The 22,512-nt window shown below is 73.5% G+C and carries 21 protein-coding genes; 9 read left to right on the plus strand and 12 right to left on the minus strand.

Translation table 11 applies throughout. The features are described from left to right. Positions 1-34: 34 nt before the first annotated feature. Positions 35-487 (minus strand): MarR family transcriptional regulator, encoded by a 453-nt coding sequence (locus E6U81_RS19015; protein ID WP_136231289.1) that lies wholly within the window; start codon positions 485-487, stop codon positions 35-37. A 133-nt stretch (positions 488-620) separates the two neighbouring features. Here E6U81_RS19015 and E6U81_RS19020 point away from each other — a divergent pair, with 133 nt between their 5' ends. After that, the gene (locus E6U81_RS19020; protein WP_136231444.1) at positions 621-2,483 is read left to right on the plus strand and encodes an ABC transporter ATP-binding protein; all 1,863 of its coding nucleotides are present in this window, start codon (positions 621-623) and stop codon (positions 2,481-2,483) included. Positions 2,484-2,546: 63 nt separating this feature from the next. After that, positions 2,547-3,392 carry an endolytic transglycosylase MltG gene (gene mltG, locus E6U81_RS19025; RefSeq protein WP_136231290.1) on the plus strand — a complete coding sequence of 282 codons (846 nt, stop codon included), beginning with the start codon at positions 2,547-2,549 and terminating at the stop codon, positions 3,390-3,392. A gap of 9 nt (positions 3,393-3,401) precedes the next feature. On the opposite strand, the gene E6U81_RS19030 is transcribed toward mltG, so the two are convergent. From E6U81_RS19030 to E6U81_RS19065, 8 genes are all read right to left on the minus strand, one after another. Further along, complete coding sequence (locus tag E6U81_RS19030; protein WP_136231291.1) at positions 3,402-4,046, minus strand: response regulator transcription factor; 645 nt, start codon at positions 4,044-4,046, stop codon at positions 3,402-3,404. Continuing rightward, on the minus strand, positions 4,037-5,182 hold the full coding sequence (locus E6U81_RS19035; RefSeq protein ID WP_136231292.1) for a sensor histidine kinase: 1,146 nt from the start codon (positions 5,180-5,182) through the stop codon (positions 4,037-4,039). Before E6U81_RS19035 ends, E6U81_RS19030 begins: the two co-directional genes overlap by 10 nt. Positions 5,183-5,331: 149 nt before the next feature. Then, entirely contained in the window at positions 5,332-5,985 is a 654-nt protein-coding gene (locus tag E6U81_RS19040) for a DedA family protein (RefSeq protein WP_136231293.1), read from the minus strand. 218 nt (positions 5,986-6,203) lie between these two features. After that, positions 6,204-7,307, minus strand: coding sequence for an FAD-dependent oxidoreductase (locus tag E6U81_RS19045; protein WP_168714683.1), 1,104 nt, complete (start codon positions 7,305-7,307; stop codon positions 6,204-6,206). A 50-nt stretch (positions 7,308-7,357) separates the two neighbouring features. Then, on the minus strand, positions 7,358-8,728 hold the full coding sequence (locus tag E6U81_RS19050) for a cytochrome P450 (RefSeq protein WP_136231294.1): 1,371 nt from the start codon (positions 8,726-8,728) through the stop codon (positions 7,358-7,360). Between the two features lie 77 nt (positions 8,729-8,805). Beyond that, positions 8,806-9,492, minus strand: a complete 687-nt coding sequence (locus tag E6U81_RS19055; protein ID WP_136231295.1) for an HAD family phosphatase — start codon at positions 9,490-9,492, stop codon at positions 8,806-8,808. Positions 9,493-9,547: 55 nt separating this feature from the next. Next, a complete protein-coding gene (locus tag E6U81_RS19060; protein ID WP_136231296.1) occupies positions 9,548-10,027 on the minus strand; it encodes an Lrp/AsnC family transcriptional regulator in 480 nt (159 codons plus the stop codon). A gap of 25 nt (positions 10,028-10,052) precedes the next feature. Next, the gene (locus E6U81_RS19065) at positions 10,053-10,856 is read right to left on the minus strand and encodes a YoaK family protein (protein ID WP_136231297.1); all 804 of its coding nucleotides are present in this window, start codon (positions 10,854-10,856) and stop codon (positions 10,053-10,055) included. Positions 10,857-10,880: 24 nt separating this feature from the next. Here E6U81_RS19065 and E6U81_RS19070 point away from each other — a divergent pair, with 24 nt between their 5' ends. The 4 genes from E6U81_RS19070 to E6U81_RS19085 all read left to right on the plus strand — a co-directional run bounded on the left by E6U81_RS19070 (position 10,881) and on the right by E6U81_RS19085 (position 14,248). Further along, a complete protein-coding gene (locus E6U81_RS19070) occupies positions 10,881-11,474 on the plus strand; it encodes a histidine phosphatase family protein (protein ID WP_136231298.1) in 594 nt (197 codons plus the stop codon). Between the two features lie 121 nt (positions 11,475-11,595). Beyond that, positions 11,596-13,104, plus strand: a complete 1,509-nt coding sequence (locus tag E6U81_RS19075; RefSeq protein WP_136231299.1) for an APC family permease — start codon at positions 11,596-11,598, stop codon at positions 13,102-13,104. A 9-nt stretch (positions 13,105-13,113) separates the two neighbouring features. Further along, positions 13,114-13,539 (plus strand): universal stress protein, encoded by a 426-nt coding sequence (locus E6U81_RS19080; RefSeq protein WP_031156686.1) that lies wholly within the window; start codon positions 13,114-13,116, stop codon positions 13,537-13,539. Positions 13,540-13,738: 199 nt separating this feature from the next. Then, positions 13,739-14,248: a GNAT family N-acetyltransferase gene (locus E6U81_RS19085; RefSeq protein WP_136231300.1), complete on the plus strand. Its 510-nt coding sequence runs from the start codon at positions 13,739-13,741 to the stop codon at positions 14,246-14,248. Positions 14,249-14,283: 35 nt separating this feature from the next. On the opposite strand, the gene E6U81_RS19090 is transcribed toward E6U81_RS19085, so the two are convergent. The 3 genes from E6U81_RS19090 to E6U81_RS19100 all read right to left on the minus strand — a co-directional run bounded on the left by E6U81_RS19090 (position 14,284) and on the right by E6U81_RS19100 (position 17,854). Continuing rightward, positions 14,284-15,561 carry a cation:proton antiporter gene (locus tag E6U81_RS19090; protein ID WP_136231301.1) on the minus strand — a complete coding sequence of 426 codons (1,278 nt, stop codon included), beginning with the start codon at positions 15,559-15,561 and terminating at the stop codon, positions 14,284-14,286. Beyond that, a complete protein-coding gene (locus E6U81_RS19095) occupies positions 15,548-16,168 on the minus strand; it encodes a flavin reductase family protein (RefSeq protein WP_136231302.1) in 621 nt (206 codons plus the stop codon). Before E6U81_RS19095 ends, E6U81_RS19090 begins: the two co-directional genes overlap by 14 nt. An 84-nt stretch (positions 16,169-16,252) precedes the next feature. Next, a complete protein-coding gene (locus tag E6U81_RS19100) occupies positions 16,253-17,854 on the minus strand; it encodes a tryptophan halogenase family protein (RefSeq protein ID WP_136231303.1) in 1,602 nt (533 codons plus the stop codon). Positions 17,855-18,037: 183 nt separating this feature from the next. Between E6U81_RS19100 and E6U81_RS19105 the strand changes: the two genes are divergently transcribed. From E6U81_RS19105 to E6U81_RS19115, 3 genes are all read left to right on the plus strand, one after another. After that, positions 18,038-19,036 carry a BTAD domain-containing putative transcriptional regulator gene (locus E6U81_RS19105; RefSeq protein WP_136231304.1) on the plus strand — a complete coding sequence of 333 codons (999 nt, stop codon included), beginning with the start codon at positions 18,038-18,040 and terminating at the stop codon, positions 19,034-19,036. A gap of 135 nt (positions 19,037-19,171) precedes the next feature. Continuing rightward, complete coding sequence (locus E6U81_RS19110) at positions 19,172-20,683, plus strand: aldehyde dehydrogenase family protein (RefSeq protein WP_136231446.1); 1,512 nt, start codon at positions 19,172-19,174, stop codon at positions 20,681-20,683. After that, positions 20,680-22,512, plus strand: a complete 1,833-nt coding sequence (locus E6U81_RS19115; protein WP_136231305.1) for a non-ribosomal peptide synthetase — start codon at positions 20,680-20,682, stop codon at positions 22,510-22,512. Before E6U81_RS19110 ends, E6U81_RS19115 begins: the two co-directional genes overlap by 4 nt.

The following is a 22,512-nucleotide window of genomic DNA, read 5'->3' on the forward strand; positions in this document are numbered from 1 at the left end:
CCCCTCGCCTCGGTACGGCCCTCGGGTGGCCCAGTCAGCAGGTGCGCTCCGCCGGGGCGTCCGACAGGGCGTTCAGCAGACCGCCGAGCACCTCGCGCTGGTCGGCGGTCAACGGAGCCAGGATCTCCTCTGCCGCGTCGGTCCGCGCGTTGCGCAGACGGCGCAGCGTGGCGCGTCCGGTGTCGGTGAGCTCGATCCTGATGACGCGGCGGTTCGCCGGGTCGGGCACGCGCCGCACGCACTCGGCCGCCTCCAGGCCGTCGACGAGGGTGGTCACCGCACGGGGGACGACCTCGAGCCGGGCGGCGAGGTCCGACATCCGGGGCGGCTGCTCGCCCTCGTAATGCGAGACGAGGCGCAGCAGCCGACTCTGGGCGGGAGTGATCCCGAGCGGCACCATGTGGCGCTTCTGGATCCGGTGGAGCCTGCGCGTCAGGCGCAGGAGCTGCTCGGCGAGGAGGCGATCGGTGTCGGAGGCGGAGCTCATGCGGGAACGATATCAGGACCCCGTTCATTGTGAGTATAGGTAACAATGACCTATGCTCCAATGGTGCCGGCTCTGCCCGAGCCGGCGCCGCGAAAGCCTTCGATCCCCGTCCCCCGACCCTGAGAGGGTGCCCATGCCGCACGACGAACCGAAGTGGACCCCATCGAAAGACCCCCTCGATCCGACCCGACCCGCCCCGGCCGAGCAGCCCCGCGAGCTGCGCCGGATCGTCGCGCTGTTCCGCCCCTACCGCGGCCGGCTCGCCGTCGTCGGCCTGCTCGTCGGCGCCTCCTCGCTGGTCGGCGTCGCCTCGCCGTTCCTGCTCAAGGAGATCCTCGACGTCGCGATCCCGCAGGGCCGCACCGGACTGCTCAGCCTGCTCGCGCTCGGCATGATCGCCACCGCCGTCGTCACGAGCGTCTTCGGCGTGCTCCAGACGCTGATATCCACCACGGTGGGCCAGCGCGTCATGCACGACCTGCGCACCGCCGTCTACGAGCAGCTCCAGCGGATGCCGCTCGCCTTCTTCACCCGGACCCGCACCGGAGAGGTGCAGTCCCGCATCGCCAACGACATCGGCGGCATGCAGGCCACCGTGACCTCCACCGCGACCTCGCTCGTCTCCAACCTGACGGCCGTCATCGCCACCGTGGTCGCCATGCTCGCGCTCGACTGGCGGCTCACCCTGGTCTCGCTGCTCCTGCTGCCCGTCTTCGTGTGGATCAGCCGGCGGGTCGGGAACGAGCGCAAGAGGATCACGACGAAGCGGCAGAAGCAGATGGCCGCCATGGCCGCGACGGTCACCGAGTCCCTCTCGGTGAGCGGCATCCTGCTCGGCCGCACCATGGGCCGCTCCGATTCGCTCACGGCCGCCTTCTCCGCGGAGTCGGAGAAGCTCGTCGACCTCGAAGTGCGCTCCAGCATGGCCGGGCGCTGGCGGATGTCCACCATCGGCATCGTCATGGCCGCCATGCCCGCGCTCATCTACTGGGCCGCCGGAATCGCCCTCCAGACCGGTGCCCCCTCGCTCTCCGTCGGCACCCTCGTGGCCTTCGTCACCCTCCAGCAGGGACTCTTCCGGCCCGCCGTGAGCCTGCTGTCCACCGGTGTGCAGATACAGACCTCGCTGGCGCTGTTCGCCCGCATCTTCGAGTACCTCGACCTGCCGGTGGACATCACCGAGCGCGCGGACCCGGTGCGGCTGGACCGGGCCAGGGGCGAGGTCGCCCTGGAGGGCGTGCACTTCGCCTACGACGCCGAGAACGGCCCCACCCTCTCCGGGATCGACATCACGGTCCCCGCCGGCGGCTCCCTCGCCGTGGTCGGTCCGACGGGCTCCGGGAAGAGCACCCTCAGCTACCTCGTGCCGCGGCTCTACGACGTGACCGGCGGGCGGGTCGCCATCGACGGGGTGGACGTGCGCGACCTCGACTTCGACTCGCTGGCCCGCTCCATCGGGGTGGTCTCGCAGGAGACCTACCTCTTCCACGCCTCGGTCGCGGACAACCTGCGCTTCGCCAAGCCGGACGCCACCGACGAGGAGATCGCCCAGGCGGCCCGCGCCGCCCAGATCCACGACCACATCGCGTCCCTGCCCGACGGCTACGACACCCTGGTCGGCGAGCGCGGCTACCGCTTCTCGGGCGGCGAGAAGCAGCGCCTCGCCATCGCCCGCACCATCCTCAGGGACCCTCCGGTGCTCATCCTCGACGAGGCCACCAGCGCCCTCGACACCCGTACCGAGCACGCCGTCCAGCAGGCCATCGACCACCTGTCCGCGGGCCGCACCACCATCACCATCGCGCACCGCCTGTCCACCGTGCGCGACGCCGACCAGATCGTGGTCCTCGACGGCGGCCGCATAGCCGAGCGCGGCACCCACGAGGAACTCATCGAGGCGGACGGCCGGTACGCGGCCCTGGTCCGCCGGGACCGGGACGCCGCGCTCGCCCCCGAGCCGCCGAAGGGCACGCAGCTCGCTCCGGTGAACGTATGACTGTATGACCGGCACGCGGGTCGGATGTCGGAAAAGTGGTGGTCTGCGGGTTAGCGTTCCCGCATGAGTCATGAGTACCGGCCGCCCCAGCGCCGATCCCGGCTCACCCGCCGGGGCCGACTGGCGCTCTTCCTCGGCGTGCTGCTCGCGATCGGTGCGGTCGTCCTGATCCCGGTCCTGCGGGGTGCCCAGGAGCCCGAGAGACCGCGCCGGCTGACGATCCCCGAGGGCTGGCGCGCGGCCCAGGTGTACGCGGCGGTCGACCGCGAACTGAAGCTCCCGCCAGGGTCCGCCAAGTCGGCGGTGCCCACCGTCGCACCGGCCCTGCCCCCGGAAGCCAAGGGCAACCCGGAGGGGTACCTCTTCCCGGCGACGTACCCGGTGACCTCGAAGACCACCCCGGCGGCACTCCTCGCCCACATGGTGCGCACGGCCAACGAGAAGCTCGCCACCAAGGCCGTGGCCGACGGCGGCAAGGCCCACGGGATGACCCCGTACCAGACGGCGACGATGGCCAGCGTCATCGAGGCGGAGGCCGACACCCGCGCCGACATGGGCAAGGTCGCCCGGGTGGTGCACAACCGGCTGGCGAAGTCGATGCCGCTCCAGATGGACTCCACCCTCAACTACGCGCTGAACCGCAACACGGTCGACACGACGCTGAGCGACACCCGGATCGACAGCCCCTTCAACACCTACGAACGCCAGGGCCTGCCGCCCACGCCCATCGACAGCCCGGGCCTGGAGGCGATGGCGGCGGCGGTCGCGCCGACACCGGGCGACTGGCTGTACTTCGTCACCGTCAAGCCGGGCGACACCCGCTTCTCGGCGACGTACGCGGAGCACAGGAAGCACGTGGCGGACTTCAACAAGCACCGCGCCGCCCCAGCGGGCCCGCGCACCGGCTGACCCCGCCGCCTACGTCTCCAGGTAGCGGAGCACCGCGAGGATGCGGCGGCTGTAGCCGGTGGTGTGCGACAGCTCCAGCTTGTCGAAGACCGCGTTGAGGTTCTTCTCGACCGAACTCAGCGAGATGTGCAGCTCGTTCGCGATGGCCGTGTTCGTCAGCCCCTGGGCGAGGGCCTCCAGCACCGTGCGCTCGCGCGGGGTGAGCCGGGCCAGCGGATCGCCGTGGGTGGTGCGGACGACCAGCTGCCGCACCACCTCCGGGTCGATCACGGCCCCGCCCGCGCGGATCCGCTCCAGCGCGTCGAGGAACTCCTCCACCTGCGCCACCCGGTCCTTGAGGAGGTATCCCACCCGCTCCGCGTTCGACGCCAGCAACTGGGCGGCATAGCTGCGCTCGACATGCTGCGACAGCACCAGCACCCCCACCTCCGGCCGGCGTTCGCGGATCTCCACGGCGGCCCGCAACCCCTCGTCGGTGTGCGTCGGCGGCATCCGGATGTCGACCACGACGACATCGGGCCGCTGCTCCTCCACCTCCTTGAGCAGGGTGACCGCGTCGGGCAGCGCGGCGAGCACCTCGTGGCCCTCCTCCACGAGCAGCCGTACCAGGCCCTCCCGCAGCAGGGTCGAGTCCTCGGCGAGGATCACACGCATGGCAGCTCCGCGGTGACGGTGGTGGGTCCCCCGAGGGGGCTGTCGACATGCAGCAGGCCGTCGAGCGCCGCCACGCGGCTGAGCAGGCCGGTCAGCCCGGTGCCCGCCGGATCCGCGCCGCCCTTGCCGTCGTCGTGTATCCGCACGGTCAGGACGGGGCCGAGCCGCGCCACCCGCACGGTGACCGCGGTGGCCCCCGAGTGCTTGGCGGCGTTCGTGACGGCCTCGGAGACCACGAAGTAGGCGGCGGTCGACACCGGTTGCGGCAGCGGCCCCGCGACGGCGAACTCGGTGCGCAGCGGGATCGCGCAGCGTTCGGCCACCCCGCCCAGCGCCTCCTCCAGCCCCACGCTGTCCAGCGCCGAGGGGTACACGCGCCAGGCCACCTCGCGCAGTTCGGTCAGGACCTCCTGCGACTGGCGGTGCGCCTGGTCGAGCAGGGCGTCGGCCTGCCGGGGGTCGCGCTCGCGGCCGCGGCGGGCCCGGCCCAGCAGCATGGCCAGGGCCACGAGCCGCTGCTGGACCCCGTCGTGCAGATCACGTTCGATGCGCCGGCGCTCGGCGTCCACGGCCCGCACGACCGCGGCCCGGCTGGTGGCCAGTTCGTCGATGCGCCGCTGGAGCAGCTCGCGCTCGGAGGGGCCGAAGCACGCGCGGGCGAGCCGCGCGTCGAGGGCGGCCAGCGAGGCCAGGCCCTGTACGTCGAGGAAGAGCAGGACCCCGCCCAGCAGGACCTGGGTCAGGAGCTCGGTCCAGGCCGGTGTGCCGCGCACCGCCGCACCGAGGAGCAGGGCGGCCAGGACCGTGCCGAACCCCAGCAGCCCGACCACGACGGTGCACAGCAGCCCCGCGCAGCAGCGGGCCAGGAGGAAGCGCAGGGTCTTCCCGTCGCCGGTCTCGTACGCGTCCGGGAAGAGGTCGCCGAAGAACACCGAGCGGCGCATCCGCTCCAGCGCCGCCAGCCGGTGAGCACCGCCGGCGAGGATGCCCAGCGCGTCCGGGCGCGTGCGGGGCCACAGGAGGAAGGGGCCCAGTGCGATGCCCGTGACGAGGAAGTACGCGAGGCTGATCAGGGCGGTGCCGCAGCCGAGCAGCACGCCGAGCCAGCGGCGCGGCCACGACGCGCGTCGGATCACGGCCCGGCCCTCGGGAACGCGGCCTTCCGCAGCCGCCCCCGGTAAGTCCCCTCGCACGGAGCCCGAGCCTAGTGCGGTCGGACCGCCCGGACAAGATCGTCCGGGCGGTCCGGGGAGCGCGGAGCGCCCCTCGCGCGCGCCGCCCGCGGTCACGAGGCGCGGCGGTGCCGGGCGGAGCCGCGGCCGCGCAGGCGCACGGCCAGGTAGGCCGCGAGCGCCACGGCCACCACTGCCAGCACCACCTTGGACAGCACGCCGACGTAGCCCTCCACCAGCTCCCAGCGGTCGCCCAGCCAGTAGCCGGCCATGACCAGGACGCCGTTCCAGATGAGGCTGCCCAGCGTCGTGAGCATCAGGAAGACCGGCAGCGGCATGCGCTCCACCCCGGCCGGTACCGAGACGAGGCTGCGGAAGATCGGCACCATCCGGCCCAGGAAGACGGCCTTGGTGCCGTGCCTGGCGAACCACTCCTCGGTGCGGACCAGGTCGGAGGCCTTCACCAGCGGCAGCGTGGCCCAGATCGCGTGCATCCGCTCCCGGCCGAAGAGCGCGCCGAGCCAGTAGAGGGCCAGGGCTCCCGCCACCGAACCGAGGGTGGTCCAGAACAGGGCCGAGGCCAGACTGAGCACACCCTGCCCGGCCGCGAAACCGGTCATCGGCAGGATCACCTCGCTCGGCAGCGGCGGGAAGAGGTTCTCCAGGGCGATGGCGAGGCCGGCCCCGGGGCCGCCCATCGTGTCGACGAGGTCGGTGGCCCAGCCGGCGAACCCGCCGGCCGGCTCATGGGGGAGCGCCGTGGTCATGACGTGCGGCATGCTGAGGTCTCCAGGGAAGTGGGGCGGTTGCCCGGGGCGGCTGCCCCTTGCACCTCCACGCTAGAAACCGCAGCTCAGGGCCGGTATGAGGGTTTCCATCCGGCACGCTGCGGTTTTCCGCAGGTCCGGACCCTGCGGAAAACCGCAGGGTCCGGTGGCCCGGAGGACCCCGCCCCCGCCCCGCCCTGCGCCGGCCCCCGGCCGGATCAGGGCGCGGGCGCGACCGCCGGGTCGCGGCTCAGCAGGCGGCGGATGTCGCGGACCGCGGCGCCGCCGGCGCGGTTGGCGCCGATGGTCGAGGCCGACGGGCCGTAGCCGACCAGGTGGATCCGTTCGTCGCGGACGGCGCGGGTCCCCTCGACGCGGATGCCGCCGCCCGGCTCGCGCAGGCGCAGCGGCGCCAGGTGGTCGACGGCCGCGCGGAACCCGGTGGCCCACAGGATGACGTCCGCGTCCACGCGGCTGCCGTCGGCCCAGGCGGCACCCGTGGCGGTGATCCGGTCGAACACCGGCAGGCGGTTCAGGACGCCCGAGGCCAGACCGGCCCGGACGGCCTCGTTGAGCGGGAGGCCGGTCACGCTGACCACGCTCTGCGGCGGCAGCCCACGGCGCACCCGCTCGTCGACCAGGGCCACCGCCGCCCGGCCCTCGGCCTCGCCGAAGCCTCCGTCGCGGAAGACCGGGGGCCGCCGGGTCACCCAGGTGGTCCGCTCTGCCACCCCGGACATCTCCAGCAGGTGCTGGACCGCCGACGTGCCGCCGCCCACGACGATCACCCGCGCACCGGTGAACTCCTGCGGCCCGGGGTAGTTCGCGGTGTGCAGCTGGCGGCCGCGGAACGTCTCCTGACCCGGGTAGCGCGGCCAGAACGGCCGGTCCCAGGTCCCGGTCGCATTGATCAGGGCCCGCGCCGACCAGACACCGCCCGAGGTCTCCACGCGCAGCCGTCCGCCGTTCCCCTCGCGCACCGCCGACACGTCCACGGGTCGCCGTACGCGCAGGCCGAACCGGTCCTCATAGGCGGCGAAGTACTCCCCGACCACCTCCGACGAGGGACGCAGCGGATCGGCGCCGGTGAGTTCCATGCCGGGCAGGGCGTGCATGCCGTGGACCCTGCCGTAGGTGAGCGAGGGCCAGCGGTACTGCCAGGCCCCGCCCGGGCGGGGTGCGTGGTCGAGGACCACGTGGTCGAGCCCCGCCCGTGCCAGGTGGTACGCGCTGGACAGGCCCGCCTGCCCGGCCCCGACGACCACCACGTCCACATCCACCCCCGCGTGCCCGTCCGTGCCCGCGCCCGCGTCCCGCCTCAAATAGTTCACGGTTCTACCAACTCGTGGCGGTCGCGGGATCTTCCCCGCCGCTACGCCCCCTGCGCGCCGGCGGGCCGCAGCGTGGCCAGGACCGGCCGGTCCGGCTGGAGCGTGAGGCCGGGGAAGACCCCGGCCCGTTCGCTCCCGCTGTCCAGGTGGAACCGCTGCCCCAGCACGGCCAGCACGAGCGCGGCCTCCACCAGCGCGAACCGTGCGCCCAGGCAGGCCCGCGGGCCGCCGCCGAAGGGGAACCAGGCGTGTTCGGGCACCCGGTGCGGGGCGTCGTCGTCCCACCGCTCGGGGCGGAAGGCCTCCGGGTCCGGGAACCAGCGCCGGTCGCGGTGCACCGACCAGGGGCTGGTCCACACCGACGTCCCCGCCGGCACCGGCCGCCCGCCGAGGGTCGCGCCCTCGGTGGCCACCGCCGAGATCAGCCAGATCGGCGGATAGATCCGCAGCGTCTCCTTGACCACCTGCCGGGTCCACGGCAGCAGCGCGTAGTCGTCGTACGTCGGCAGGCGCCCGCCGAGTACGCGGTCCAGCTCCTCCGCCAGCCGGGCCCGGGCCCCGGGCGCCCCCGACAGCAGCTGCCAGGCCCAGGTCAGGGTGGTGGAGGTGGTCTCGTGCCCGCCGATGTAGAGGGTGATCGACTCGTCCCGCAGCTCCTTGCGCGACAGCGGCCCGCCGTGCTCGTCACGCGCCGCCAGCAGCCGGCTCAGCAGGTCGTCGCGCTCCGCACCGGCCGCCGACGCCGTCTCGTGCTCGCGTATGACGTGCTCGATCTCCCGGTCGAGGACCGCCACGGCCTCGCGCATGCGGCGCCGTCCGGGAGTGCGCACCCACGGCGGGAGGAACAGCGTCAGCCCGCGGAACTCCGCCCCCAGTTCGCGCTGCGCCGTGGCCATGGCCGCGCTGATGGGAGCCTCGCGGCCTGCGGCGTCGCTGCCGAACAGCGTGCGCACGGCGATCCGCTGGGTGAGGCCGGCCATCTCCCGGTGCACGTCGATCCGCGCGCCCTCCTGCCAGCCGCCGGCCAGCGCGTCCGCGCACTCCACCATGGTGGCGGCGTACGAGCGCACCTGGCGCGGCCGGACGGCCGGCTGGACCAGGGCCCGCTTGCGCCGCCAGTCGTCGCCGGTCGCGACGACCACCCCGTCGCCCAGCAACTGGTGGAAGGCCCAGCCCAGTTCCGTCGGCCTGAAGGTGGATTCGACGGCGCCGAGCAGTTCACCGGCGTGCTCGGGCAGGGAGACCAGCACATTGCGCTTCGGGCCGAGGGACCACGGCACCCAGTCCCCGTAGTCGTCGCGCAGGGATTCGAAGAAGGCCAGCGGATCGCGGGCGAAGGCGGGCAGGTTCCCGAGCAGGGGCCACCGGCGCGGGCCGCCGCCGCGGGTGCCCGGGTGCAGGGTCGCGGTCACGCACGCATGGTGACAGCCGCGCCCCCAGGGCACCAGGGGCCGGAACGCTCCGCCCGGCGGATCTCCCCGCCGATCCGTCAGGCGGCCCGGCCCGCGAACCGCGCGCGCAGCCACTCGTACGCGGCGTCGGCGCTGAACTCCGGCTGCCCGCCGCGGAAGAGGAGCCCGGCGGACGTGAAGGCCGGGTCGTCCGCGATCTCCGCCGCGTACGGGACCACGATGCACCCCATGCCCGCGGCGCGGGCGGCCCGCGCCCCCGGCGCCGCGTCCTCCACCACCACGCAGTCGGCCGGCGCGGCGCCCAGCCGGCGGGCCGCCTCCAGGAACACGTCCGGAGCGGGCTTGCCCTGCGCGACCTCCTCCGCGGACCCCACGGTGGTCAGCAGCGCGTCCAGGCCGGTGCCCGCCAGTACGGCGTCGATCGCCTCACGCGAGGAACCGGAGGCCACGGCCATCGCCGCCCCCTCGGCGCGCAGCCGTGCGACGAGTTCCCGCATCTGCGGGAAGACCTCGGTCCGGGTGCGCGCGAGCTCCAGGTAGGCGGCGTTCTGCTGGGCGAGGAGCTGCTCGACCGGTGCCGGGATCCCGTACCGCTCCTTGAGGATCTCCAGGGTCTCCAGCGTGCCGATGCCGATGAAGCGGGAGTGCTGTTCCCACGTGAAATCGGGGACGCCGTGCCGCTCCAGCGTGCGGCGCCCGGACTCGTAGTAGTTCGGCTCGCTGTCCACGAGGGTGCCGTCGAGATCGAATATGACGGAGATCATCCGCTGTGCCCGTCCTGCCTGTCGCGTCCTGGCCCATCCCGTACCGGCCATCTTGTCAGGTTTTGCGGGCATTTCTCCCCACTGCTTCGACCAGGGGCAGCAGCCGGTGGGGGACCCGCTCGCGCAGCGCCACCTCGGTCCGCGTGCGGACCACGCCGGGGAGCTGGATCAGCCGCTGGATCACGTCCTCCAGATGCCCGTTGTCCCGGGCCGCCACCCGGGTCAGCAGGTCCCCGCCACCGGTGATGGAGAAGGCCTCGATGATCTCCGGTACGGCGGCCAGCGCGTCGCCCACGTCGTCCAGATGGCCCTGGGTGACCTCGATGTGCACGAAGGCCAGCACCGGGTGGCCCAGCGCCGCGGGGGAGAGCACCGGTCCCGTCCCGGTGATCACGCCCGTGCGCTCCAGCCGGTCCAGCCGGGCCTGGAGGGTGCCGCGCGCGACACCGAGGATCCGGGCGTACTCACGGACGCTGGTGCGCGGCTGCTCGATCAGCAGGCGCAGGATCTTGGTGTCGAGCTCGTCCACCGCCATGCCGTGACTGTACCAACGGCCCCGTTCACCGCGGCCCTTCCCGGCCAGGGGCCTGCCCGGTGTGCAGCGGAGGCTGCTTGCGGTAGGCCAGGCCCACCACCAGCACCGCGGCGGCGGGCGGCAGCAGCAGCCAGCCGACCGTCGCGCCGGCATGGATCAGCAGCGCCCCGAGGACCCCGCCGGCGAACATGGCCAGGACGGACACGCCGCGCAGCTTCCAGCCGGCCGACCCGTATCCGTAGACGGCGTCGCGCCCCATGGCGGATCCGCCGAGGAAGGCCGTCATGGACCGGGTGACCAGCGTCGTCGGCACCCCCGGCACGTTCGCCCGCATGATCGTGGTGTTGCGCATGCCCATCGCCAGCGCCAGGACCGCCGTCACCGCCAGGTGCCGCGGGGTCGGCGACCCGTACCGCGGAACCAGTCCCCACGCCGCCGCGGCTGCGGCCAGGATCAGCCCCGCCTCGACGAGGAGGCCCATGACGAACCAGCGGCGCCCGCGGGCCTCCGTCACGGACTCCAGGTGGGAGCCGCAGAACACCCCGAGGACGAACGCGGCCAGCGAGATGCCGGCGGGCAGTGTCGGCAGATCGGGCGCCTGCGCGACGCCAAAGGCCAGGAACAGCACGTTGCCGGTCTGCATCGCCGTGAAGGCCGGACCGAGCGCGAGCAGGCTCACCGCCTCGATCACCCCGGTCACCGCGGTCAGGGCGACCATCAGCGCAGGCATGTGCGGCGGGAGCCGCGAACCGGCCGTCCGCGCGGCCTTCCGGTCCTCGTCCATGACGCCCGACAGTGACACGCCCGCCGGGCCCTGCGGCGACGACATGCCGGAAGGCGTAGGGTCCGGAGGGTGAGTGATCTTCTGCTGGTGAGGCACGGTGAGACCGCCTGGAGCGCCAATGGGCGGCACACCGGGCGCACCGACATTCCGCTGACCGCGCGCGGGGTGGAGGAGGCCATCTGCCTGGCCCCCTACTTCCGGGACCGGCGGCCGGCCCTGGTGCTGACCAGCCCGCTGCGCCGGGCCTGCGCCACCGCCGAACTCGCCGGGCTGCCCGGCGCCGGCATCGACTCCGACCTGTACGAGTGGGACTACGGCGGCTACGAGGGCATCACCACCGCCGAGATCCACCGGACCACCCCCGACTGGTCCCTGTGGACCCACGGCGTCCCGCCCGGCGACGCGGACCACCCCGGCGAGAGCGCCGCCCAGGTGGGCGCCCGCGCGGACCGGGTCCTGGCCCGGGTCGCCCCCGTGCTCCGCAGGGACGACGGAGACGTGGTGCTCGTCGCCCACGGCCACTTCCTGCGCGTCCTGACCGCCCGCTACCTGCGCCTGGATCCGGAGTACGGCCGGCTCTTCCTGCTGCGCACGGGCACCGTCAGCACGCTCTCGACGGAGCGCGGGCTCCCGGTGATCGCGGGCTGGAACGCCCGGGACTGACCCCGCCCTCGACTCCGCCGCCGACCCGGTTGCGGACGCCCGTGCCCGGCCGCGTACCGGCCGCGTCCGGGCGGCCCCCGCTCGCCTCGCGCGCCGGGGCCGCCTGCGTGACCATTCGTACATGAGCCATGACGGTGCGGGCGACGGCCCCGGTACGCCCACCCAGGAAGCGGGGCTCAAGGCCAACGCGATCGGCTTCCTCGACGCGCTCGTGATCGGCCTGAACTCGACCTCGCCCGCCTACTCCCTCGCCGCCGTCCTCGGACCGATCGTGGCCCTCGTCGGGATCTACGCGCCGGGCGTCATGCTGGCCTCCTTCGTGCCGATGCTGCTCATCGCGGCCGCCTTCTACTACCTGAACAAGGTCGACCAGGACTGCGGGACGACCTTCTCCTGGGTGACCCGGGCCATGGGCCCCTGGGCGGGCTGGCTCGGCGGCTGGGCGATCGCCATGACGGGCGTGCTGGTCATCGGCTCGCTCGCGGACGTCGCCGTCAACTTCGGGCTGCTCGCCTTCGGACTGGACGACTGGGCCGCCAACGCCTGGATCCGGCAGAGCCTCACCGTCGCGGTGATCCTGGCCATGACCGCGATCTGCGTCATCGGCACCGAACTGTCGGCCCACCTCCAGGACATCCTCATCCTCGCCCAGGTCTTCTTCCTCCTGACCTTCGCGGTGGTCGCCATCTACCGCATCTACGCCGGCACCAGCACCCTGGAGGAGATCGAGCCGAGCATCAGCTGGCTCAACCCCTTCGGCGCCGGCGGCGCCGCCCTCACCGGCGGACTGCTGCTCGGCGTATTCATGTACTGGGGCTGGGAGTCCGCGGTCAACCTCACCGAGGAGGTCGAGAACTCCGCGACGGCCCCCGGCAAGGCCGGGATCTGGTCCACGGTGATCCTCCTGGTCACCTACCTGTCCGTGGGCTTCGCGGTCGTCGGCTACGCCGGCACCGTCTTCCTCGCCGAGAACGCCGCCGAGGAGGAGGCCATCTTCGCCGTCCTCGCCCACGAGGTCATGGGCGGCTGGGACTGGGTCGTGCTCCTCGCCGTCTGCACCTCCGCACTCGCCTCCACCCAGACCACGATCATCCCGGCCTCCCGCACCGCCCTGTCCATGGCCCGCCGGCACGCCCTGCCCCCGCCCCTCGCGCACATCCACCCGCGGTTCCGGACCCCGGACGTGAGCACCTGGTGGGTGGCCGGCATCGCCATCGGCTGGTACCTCGTCGTCAACCAGATCAGCGAGAACGCGCTCCTGGACTCGCTCACCGCGCTGTCCCTGCTCATCGCCTTCTACTACGCGCTCACCGGCCTGGCCTGCGCCGTCTACTACCGCCGCCACCTGACGGAGAGCCCGCACAACCTCCTGCTCATCGGCGTCGGCCCGGTGGTCGGCGCCGGCCTGCTGATCTGGCTGCTGATCGAGTCGATCGGCGACATGTCGAACCCGGAGAACTCGGCGAGCGGCGTCTCCTGGTTCGGCCTCGGCCCGCCGCTCGTCATCGGGATCGCCATCGCCCTCGTCGGCGTGCTCGTCATGTGCTTCTGGCGGGTCCGGGACGGCCGGTTCTGGCAGGAGCGGCGCACAGTGGTCGACCCGGCCCTCGTCCACACCCGCAAGCGCTGAGGAGTCCCGATGTCCGTGGTCCTCGGATACGACGAATCACCGGGCGCCGAGCGGGCCCTGCAGGTCGCCCTGGAGGTGGCCACCGCCTTCGGCGAACCCCTCGTCCTCGTCTACGGCGCGGCCGCCCCGGGCCCCACCGGCGAGGAGTCCCGCGCCCACCGGGAAGCCGTCCGCCAGGCGGGCCGCAGCGCCCTCGCGCATGCCGTACAGGAGGCCGACGCCGCCGGCGTGCCCTCCACGGTCGAGGTGGCCGACGAGAAGCCGGCCCAGGCGCTGCTCGACGCCGCCCGGCGCCACGACGCCCGCGTCATCATCGTCGGCAGCTGGGGCGACAGCCCGATGCGCGGCGCCCTGCTCGGCTCCACCCCGCACAAGCTCCTGCACCTCTCGCCGATCCCCGTGCTGTGCGTACCGACGGAGAGCACGCCGCGATGAACCGGGCCGGAGGGCCGCGACCTGCCCAGTGCTGTGACCGGAAAGGTGCACCGGGTCGCGGCGCCCGGCACGGCACCTCGCCGCGTTGTCGGACCACGCGAGTACGTCCGGTACGGGCCGTGGCCCTCCGCCTTGCGATCCACCGCACCGGACACCGCGACCCGGCGAACCTTTCCGGCCACAGCACTAGGATGCTTCGATGACGGAACTCCAGCGGCTCCGAGCCGAACACGCCCCGGCCCTGCTCGCGTTCGAGAGCGCCAACCGCGCCTACTTCGCGCAGTCGGTGCCCGACCGCGGGGACGCGTACTTCGCCGACTTCGACTCCCGCCACGGCGAACTCCTCGCCGGGCAGGAGGCCGGGCGTGACCACCTCCACCTGATCATCGGCGGCGACGGGGAGGTGCTGGGACGGATCAACCTGATCGACGTCGAGGACGGCTCCGCCGAACTGGGCTTCCGCGTCGCGCAGGAGGCCGCCGGCCGGGGCCTGGCCACCAGCGCCGTCCGGCAGGTCCTGCTGCTCGCCGCGGACACGTACGGGCTGCGGACCCTGCGCGCCGCGGCCGCCGTCGACAACACCGGATCGCGCACGGTCCTGCTGCGCACCGGATTCCTGCCGGTGGGGGAGACCGTCCTGGACGGCCGCCCCGCGATCCGCTACGAACGGGACCTGGCGGCGGTACGGCAGCAGCCGGCGAGCGCCTGAACATCCGTCAGGCACCCGCCGGCCGGGTCCGGTCGTCAGGGTCGGGAGAGGGCGCTCTCGGGCGGGGCCAGGGCCCCGTCCGGCCCGGGGGACTCCTTGGCGCGCAGCCGGGTGAGCGCCGGGCTGGTGATCGCCGTCGTCACCAGCGCCATCAGCACGAGCATGGTGAACAACTGCGGTCCGATGACGCCCAGTTCCAGTCCGACATTGAGCACCACCAGCTCCGTCAGCCCCCGGCAGTTCATCAGGGCGCCGATCGACAGGGCCTCCCGCCACGGTCTTCCGCAGGCGCGCGCCGCGCCCGAGGCGCCGCCCCACTTGCCGAGGAAGGCGACCGCCAGGATCGCGGCCGTCCAGAGCCACAGCTCGGGCGAGGCCGTCAGCCCCCCGATGTCGGTGCGCAGGCCCGTGTGTACGAAGAACAGCGGCAACAGCACGGGCACGGTGAAGGCGCGCAGCCGGGCCGCCGAGACCTCGATGCGGCCCCCGGCGCGCGGGGTGATCACGCCGAACAGGAACGCGCCGAACAGCGCGTGCACGCCGATCAGGTCGGTGGCCAGCGCGGACACGCTCAGTCCGCTGAACAGCGCCACCAGAACCGCCGCGTCCCCGGTGCGGTCGGCGCGGCCCGCCCAGCGGGCCAGCAGCGGCCGTACCGCGTACAGCATGAACAGCGTGAAGGCCACGGCGAGCCCGGCCGTGGTGGCCGCCTCCATCGGTGACCCGGCCGAGGAGAGGGCCACCACCAGGGCCAGCAGGCACCACGCGACGACGTCGTCCACGGCCGCGCAGGCCATGGCGAGTGCCCCGAGCGGCGTCCCGTACAGGCCCCGGTCGATGAGGATCCGGGCCAGGACCGGGAAGGCCGTGATGCTCATGGCCACCGCCATGAACAGGATGAACGGCATCCGGCCCACGCCGTCCGGGGCGAATCCGTCGTACATGGCTATCGCGAGGAGTGCGCCCAGGGCCAGCGGCAGGAGCATCCCGGCCTGGCTCACCGCGACGGCCACGCGGGTGTGGCCGCGCAGGCTCTTCAGATCGAGCTCCAGCCCGACGAGGAACATGAAGGCGAGCAGGCCGAGTTGTCCGAGGACCGAGGTGTACGGCAGGACGGACGCCGGGAACAGCGCGTGCTGGGCCTGCGGCCAGATCCAGCCCAGCAGGGACGGGCCGAGCAGGATTCCGGTGGCGATCTCGCCCACCACCGGGGGCTGGCCGAACCGGCGGCAGACGGAGGCGCCGACCTGGCAGGCGAGGATCACCGCCGGGACGGCGACCAGCAGCGCGGGCAGCGGGTCAGCGGACGACACGGGCGTCTCCTTCGGGGGCTCCGGGGCGCAGGGCGGCGGACGGGTCGAGGTGGGCGGCCGGCGGTGGTATCGCGGCCGCCTGCGACCACTGGGCGTACCGGCGCAGGCCGTACAGCAGGGGCTGCGGATCCTCCCGTACGGTCACCCGGTGGACCTGGGCGAACACGGCGGTGTGGTCCCCGAAGCCCACGGTCCGGACCACGGCGCAGTCCGCGACGGCGTGCGTGTCCGCGGTCAGGTGCGGCCCGCCCGCACCCAGCGGCAGCCGCCACTCGACGCGCTCGAAGCGGTCGGGCGCACCGGAGGCGAACAGGTCGGAGGCGCCGCGGGCCCGCTCGTGCAGCAGGTTGAGGGCGAAGGCACCCTGGTCGAGGATCACCGCGAGGGTCGGGCTCGCCGCCCGTACGCACACCACCAGCGTGGGCGGATCGAGTGCGACGCTCGCGACGGAACTGCAGGTCAGGCCATGGGGCACGGTGTCCGAATCCAGGGTGGTGACGATGGACACCCCGCTGGGGAAGGCGGCCATGAAGGGCCGGAGGTCCGCGCGGCGGTCTCTTGCCGACTCGTCCGGCGCGGCGGGATGGGGCGCGGAGCGGTGGGGCATGTCTGACTCCTGAGGTGGCTGGAAGCGACTGCGGCCCGGCAGCCGGCCAAGAGCCGTGCTGCCGGGCCGCGGTCGCGGAGGGCCTTACGCGCCGTGCAGTTGGCGCAGGTAGTCGTACGCGCTGGGGAGGGTCTCCAGCAGGTTCTGCTGCTGGCGCTTGACGGTGTCGAAGAGGGGCTCGGCGCCGGCCACCGATTCGGGCCGGTGCGCGAGGGTGGGCAGCGGGGCGTCCGGCTCCAGACCGAGGCCGGCGAAGATGCAGTAGTAGCTGCCGTTGGTCCAGAAGTTGCGGAACTCCGCCTCGAAGTTGCCGTAGTACGTGGACTCGTCGGTGATCGGGGAGTTGATGGGCAGACCGGCCTTGTAGGCGGAGATCTTCTGCTTGATGTTGTCGGGGAGGACCAGCTTCTTGTTGGCCTGCCAGAACGGCGTGTCGTTGCGCGGCGCGTAGAAGAAGTGCGCCTGGATGAAGTCGCGGGTGTCGTCGAACATCACCTCGATCTCGTGGTTGAAGCTGTCGACCAGACCCTCGTTGAAGGTCTTGTCCGGGAAGTGCTTGGCCAGCTGGTAGATCGCGGCCGTGATGAAGTAGATGCCGGTCGACTCCAGCGGCTCCAGGAAGCAGGACGACAGGCCGATGCTGACGACATTCTTCACCCACGCGCGGCGGTTGCGGCCGACCCGGAAGCGGATGTGGTTGAACTTCGTCTCCTCCACGTCCAGGCCCCACATGTCCGCGAACTCGCGGGTGGCGGTGTCCTGGTCGGCGAACTTGCTGGAGTACACGTAGCCGGTGCCGAAGCGGCCCAGCATGGGGATCTTCCAGGCCCAGCCCGACGACATGGCGATCGCCGAGGTGTACGGCTCCACCCCGCCCGCCGCGTCGTCGTGCGGGACGGCCGTGGCCACCGCGCTGTCGCACAGCAGGTGGTCGCTCATGTCGATGAACGGCTCCTGCAGCGCCTGGTTGATCAGCAGCCCGCGGAAGCCCGAGCAGTCCACGAACAGGTCGGCGTCCAGCGCCAGCCCGCCCTTGGTGTGCAGCGTCGTGACGTACCCGCGGGAGTCCTGCTCGACCCGGACCATCTCGTCCTGGACATGGTTCACGCCCTGCTTCTCGGTGGCGAAGCGGCGCAGGAAGTCGGCCACCAGCTGGGCGTCGAAGTGCCAGGCGTACCGGGTCGCCGGGCGGCCGTCGAGCCAGCGCGGGGCCTTCATCGCGTCCATCACGGGGGGCTCGCGGAAGCAGGCGTAGTCGAACGGCTCGGTGGTGCGGCCCTCGTACTTGCGCTTGAACCAGTAGTGCGACAGCGGCGTCTGGTCGTAGTCCGGCAGCAGCCCGAAGGGGTGGTAGAAGTGGTCCGGGCCGCCGCCCGGCAGCTCCCGGGCCGTCGACTCGCCCTGCCCGTCGGTGCGCCAGTTCACGAAGCGCACGGCCATCTTGAAGCTGGCGTTGCACTCCCGCATCCACTCGTCCTCGGCGATCCCGAGGTAGTCGAAGAACGAGCGCTGGAGATTGGGCACGGTCGCCTCGCCGACCCCGATGCGGGGGATCGTCGGCGCCTCGAGCACGGTGATGTCGACCGTTCCCTGGAGCGCCTTGCCGAGATACGCGGCCGTCATCCAGCCGGCCGTGCCGCCTCCCAGGATGACGACCTTCTGAAGCCGGGTGTCGGTGCTGGTCATGAAACAGCCCTCATTTCGGAGTCGGCGGTTCGGGGGTTCGGGTGGTCGTGCTCATCAGTGTCGAAAAACGCCCTATCACCGCCCTACACCGCAAAGATCCGGCCGTTGTAGGCCCGATATAGACCCTCCGAACAGACTCTTCGCAGGCAGAGCGGCAGGCGGGACGACGACCGGGAGGACGCGATGACCACCGCAGCGACCGAGACAGCGGGGCCGGCGGTACGCGTCCGCTTCCTGGGCGATTTCGAGCTGACCGTGAACGGCACCCCCGTACGCCGCTGGCGGGCCGGCAAGGCCCGCGGCCTCTTCCAGTACCTCGTGGTCCACCGCGGCCAGATGCTCACCCGCGACCGGCTCTACGAGTCCCTGTGGCCCGGCACCGACAGCACCGCGGGCAGTTCGCTCAAGGTCGCCGCCCACGCCCTGCGCCGGGTGCTGGACGCCCACCCCGACCGCCCCGGGGACTCCGGGATCCAGCTGGTCTACCGCGACTTCGGCTACGTCCTGCACGTCGCCGGCCTGTGGTCCGACCTCGACCGCTTCCAGGAGCTCGTGCACGCCGGCCTGCGGGCCGCCACCGCCGGAGACACCGCGCTCGCCCGGACCCGGCTGCGGGCGGCGATCGCCCTGTACGGCGGCGAGTTCCTGCGCGGCGAGAACGCCGACTGGGTCGTCGAACAGCGCGAGTACCTCAGGGCGCTGGTCCTGCGCGCCCTGGGCGTGCTGCGCGCCGACGCCGAGGACCGCGAGGACTTCGTGGAGCTCATCGGGCTCTGCAAGCGCACGCTGGAGATCGACCGCCACCACGAGGAGACCTACCGCGCGCTGATGGCGGCACACGGCCGCCGCGGCGAACTGGCCTGCGTACGGCGCTGGTACGAGCTGTGCGCCCGCCGGATGCGCGACGAGCTGGCCGTGGCACCCGGCCACGAGACCCAGCGGCTGCTGCGCACCCTGATCCCGGCCGCCGCCCGCGGCGCCGCCCCCGCTCAGGCCCCGGCCTCCGTCGGGGGCGCCCCCGCCACGGTCCGCGCCCTGCGGCCCGCCGGGCGCCAGCCCGGAACACCCCCGTGGAGCGCGGAGGTCCGGGGCCCCGCCCTGGCCCGCCCCGTCCGCAGGGCCCGGCCCGACAACCGGGCCCCGGCCGTCCTGGCCCGCACCGCGGACCCCGCGACCGCGTGACCGCGTGACCGACGCAGCTGTTCAGCGAGCCCGTGAATCCCGTGACCGAGTGAGGAACCCACCGTGACCGTGCTGACCGTGCCGACCGCGCCACAGGACTCCAGACCACCCGGCGGCGAACCGAACGCGGCCCCCCTGCCGCCCCGTTACACCGACCAGTGGATCGGCGGCGCCTGGGTGGCCTCCGAGGCCGAGGGCCGCCTCGTCGTGACCGACCCCGCCACCGAGCGCGCCCTGGCCACCGTGCCCGCCGGCACCGCCCGGGACGCCGACCTCGCGGCCCGTGCCGCCGCCGCGGCCTTCGAGGGCTGGGCGGCCACCCCGCTGCGCGAACGGACCGCTCTGCTGCGCAGGGTCGTCGAGGCCATGGAGGTACGCGCCGACCGCTTCGCCGACATCATCACCGCCGAGGTCGGCGCACCCGCCCGGATGGCCCGCCACACCCACGTCGGACTGTCCCTCGGCATGGCCGCGCACTGCGTCGAGACCGCCGCCTCCTACGCCTTCGAGGAGCGGGTGGGCCACTCGCTCGTCGTGCGCGAGGCCGCCGGAGTGGCCGCCTGCATCACCCCGTGGAACACCCCGCTGCTGCTCACCGTGCAGAAGATCCTCCCGGCGCTCGCGGCCGGCTGCACCGTCGTGCACAAGCCGAGCGAGATCACCCCGCTGCACGCCCGGCTGCTCGCCGAGGCCATCGCCGACGCCGACCTGCCGCCCGGCGTCTTCAACATGGTCGTCGGCACCGGCGACACCGTCGGCACGGCGCTGGTCACCCACCCGCTGGTCGACGTGGTCTCCCTGACCGGCTCGACCCGGGCCGGACGCGACGTCTCCGCGCTCGGCGCCGACCGCGTCAAGCGCGTCCACCTCGAACTCGGCGGCAAGAACGCCAGCCTCGTCCTCGACGACGCCGACCTGGCCCCGGCCGTCGCCGCCACCGTCGACCAGATGCTCTTCAACACCGGCCAGACCTGCCTGCAGTGGAGCCGCCTGCTGGTGCCGCGCGAGCACCAGGACGAGGCCGTCGAGCTCGCCGTCCGGGCCATGGAGGGCTACGTCACCGGGGATCCGCGCGATCCCGCGACCGACCTCGGCCCGCTGGTGTCCGCCGCCGCGCACGCCCGCGTCACCGGATACGTCCGCCGCGGCGCCGAGGAGGGCGGAGCCCGCCTGGTCCACGGCGGCCCCGACCGGCCCGCCGGCCTGGACACCGGCTACTACGTCCGGCCGACGGTCTTCGCCGACGTCGACCCGCTCACCACGATCGCCCAGGAGGAGATCTTCGGGCCGGTGCTGTCCGTCATCCCCTACGACGACGAGGAGCAGGCCGTCCGGATCGTCAACGGCACCCGCTACGGGCTGCACGGCGCGGTCTGGTCCGGCGACGACGCCCGCGCCGAGCGGATGGCGCGCCGCTTCCGCTCCGGCCTGGTCGACGTGAACGGCGGCCAGTTCAACCCGGCCGCGCCCTTCGGCGGCTTCAAGCAGTCCGGGATCGGGCGCGAGTGCGGCACGGCCGGGCTGGAGGCCTTTCTGGAGACCAAGTCGATGCAGCTCCCGCAGGGCGCGGGGGGCCAGGTGGTCGGCCCGCGGCTGCGGGCCACCGAGGCCGCCCGCCCCGCGGACACCGAGAGGAACGACGGATGACCGAGCCCCATGCCGGGCCGGCCGGGGCGAACGCCCCGGGCGGGCTCCCGCCGCTGTTCGCCCGCCTGGAACGTTGGACCCGCGAACAGCCGAACGAGACCGCGGTCAAGGCCGTGGACGGCAACCTCACCTACGCGGCGCTGACCGCCCGCACCGCCCGGTACGCCGCCGCCCTCGCCCGCGCCGGGGTCGGCCCGGAGACCTCGGTCGGGCTCCTGCTGGGCCGGTCCCGGGAGAGCGTGCCCGCCCTGCTCGCCGTCTGGAGCCTGGGCGGGACCGCGGTGCCGCTGGACCCCGGGCACCCCGTGGAACGCCTCGGCGGCGTCCTGCGCGACGCCGGGGCCGCCGTCCTCGTCGCCCCCGCGGTACCCGCCGGCCTGGAAGCGGGCGGGACCGTCCTGCTCACCCCCCGCGAGGTCCGCCGCGGCGCCCCGGGTGCGCTCGCCGTGTCCCCGCCCGCACCCGACAGCTGCGCCTACCTCATCTACACCTCCGGAACCACCGGTCGACCCAAGGGCGTCGAGGTCACCTACCGCGGCCTGGACACCTTCGTCGAGGCCCTCCGCGGACTCGGCCTGCCCGCCGGCGGACTCGGACTCAACGCCGTCTCGCCCGCCTTCGACGGCTGGCTCTGGTGCACCCTGCTCTACCTCGTCCACGGCCAGGGGGTGGCCCTCACCGACCTCTCCCTCGACGGACTGCGCCAGGCCGCCGCGGAGGGGCGCGAGCCGCTGCCCGCCGGACTGCGCACGGTCTCCCTCACCCCGTCGCTGCTCGCCGCCCACGGCGCGGGACTCGACTCCGCCGAGGTGGTCGTCGTCGCCGGGGAGGCCTGCCCGGCCGCCCTGGCCGAGCGGTTCGCCCGGGACCGCCGGCTGCTCAACGTGTACGGGCCGACGGAGGTGACCATCGCCGCCACCTGGGCCGACAGCCGACGAGGGGACGACGTGACCAGCATCGGACGACCGCTGCCCGGCTACCGGGCGTACGTGCTGGACGAGGAGCTGCGGCCGGTGCCCGCGGGTACCGAGGGCGAGCTCTACCTCGGCGGGCCCGCCGTCGCCCGCGGCTACCGGGGCCGCCCCGGACTCACGGCCAGCCGCTTCCTGCCCGACCCGTTCCAGGGCGGCGGCACCCGGATGTACCGCACCGGGGACGTGGTGATCCGCCGTGACGGCGGCGAACTGGAGTACCGCGGCCGCCGGGACGACCAGGTGAAGATCCGCGGCCACCGCATCGAGCTCGGCGAGGTGGAGCGCGTCGCCGCCGAACTCCCCGAGGTCGTCGCCGCCGCCTGCTGCCCGCTGGCCGCGGGCCAGACCCTCGGCCTCGCGGTCGTCGCGGCGCCCGGCGTCGCCGACCCGGCCGGGCTCGCCACCCGGGTCGTGGAGCGCTGCCGCAAGCTGCTGCCCGCCGCGGCGGTACCGGCCACGGTGCGGGTACTGGACCGGATCCCGACCCTGAGCACCGGAAAGGCCGACCGTGCGGCGCTGGCCCGGGCCCTGGAGGAGCCGGAGCGCGGCGACGGATCCGGTGCGGCCGGGGGCGGCGCGGTGAGCGCGAGCGAGCGCACCGTGATGACCGTGTGGGCCGAGGTGCTGGCCACCGAGGTCCCCGGCCCCGACGCGGACTTCTTCGACCTGGGCGGGCACTCCCTGGCCGCCGCCCGCGCGGTCTCCGAGCTGCGCCGCACCACCGGACTGCGCGTCGGCCTGGGGGCGCTGCTGGCCCGGCCGACGGTCGCCGACGTGGCCGCCGAGATCGACCGGCTCGCAGCCGAACAGGGCGCGCCCGCAGCCGTCGCGGCCGGTGCCGCCGAAGGGGCGTAG

The organism is Streptomyces sp. A0592 (assembly GCF_004795115.1).
Taxonomy (GTDB): Bacteria; Actinomycetota; Actinomycetes; order Streptomycetales; family Streptomycetaceae; genus Streptomyces; species Streptomyces erythrochromogenes.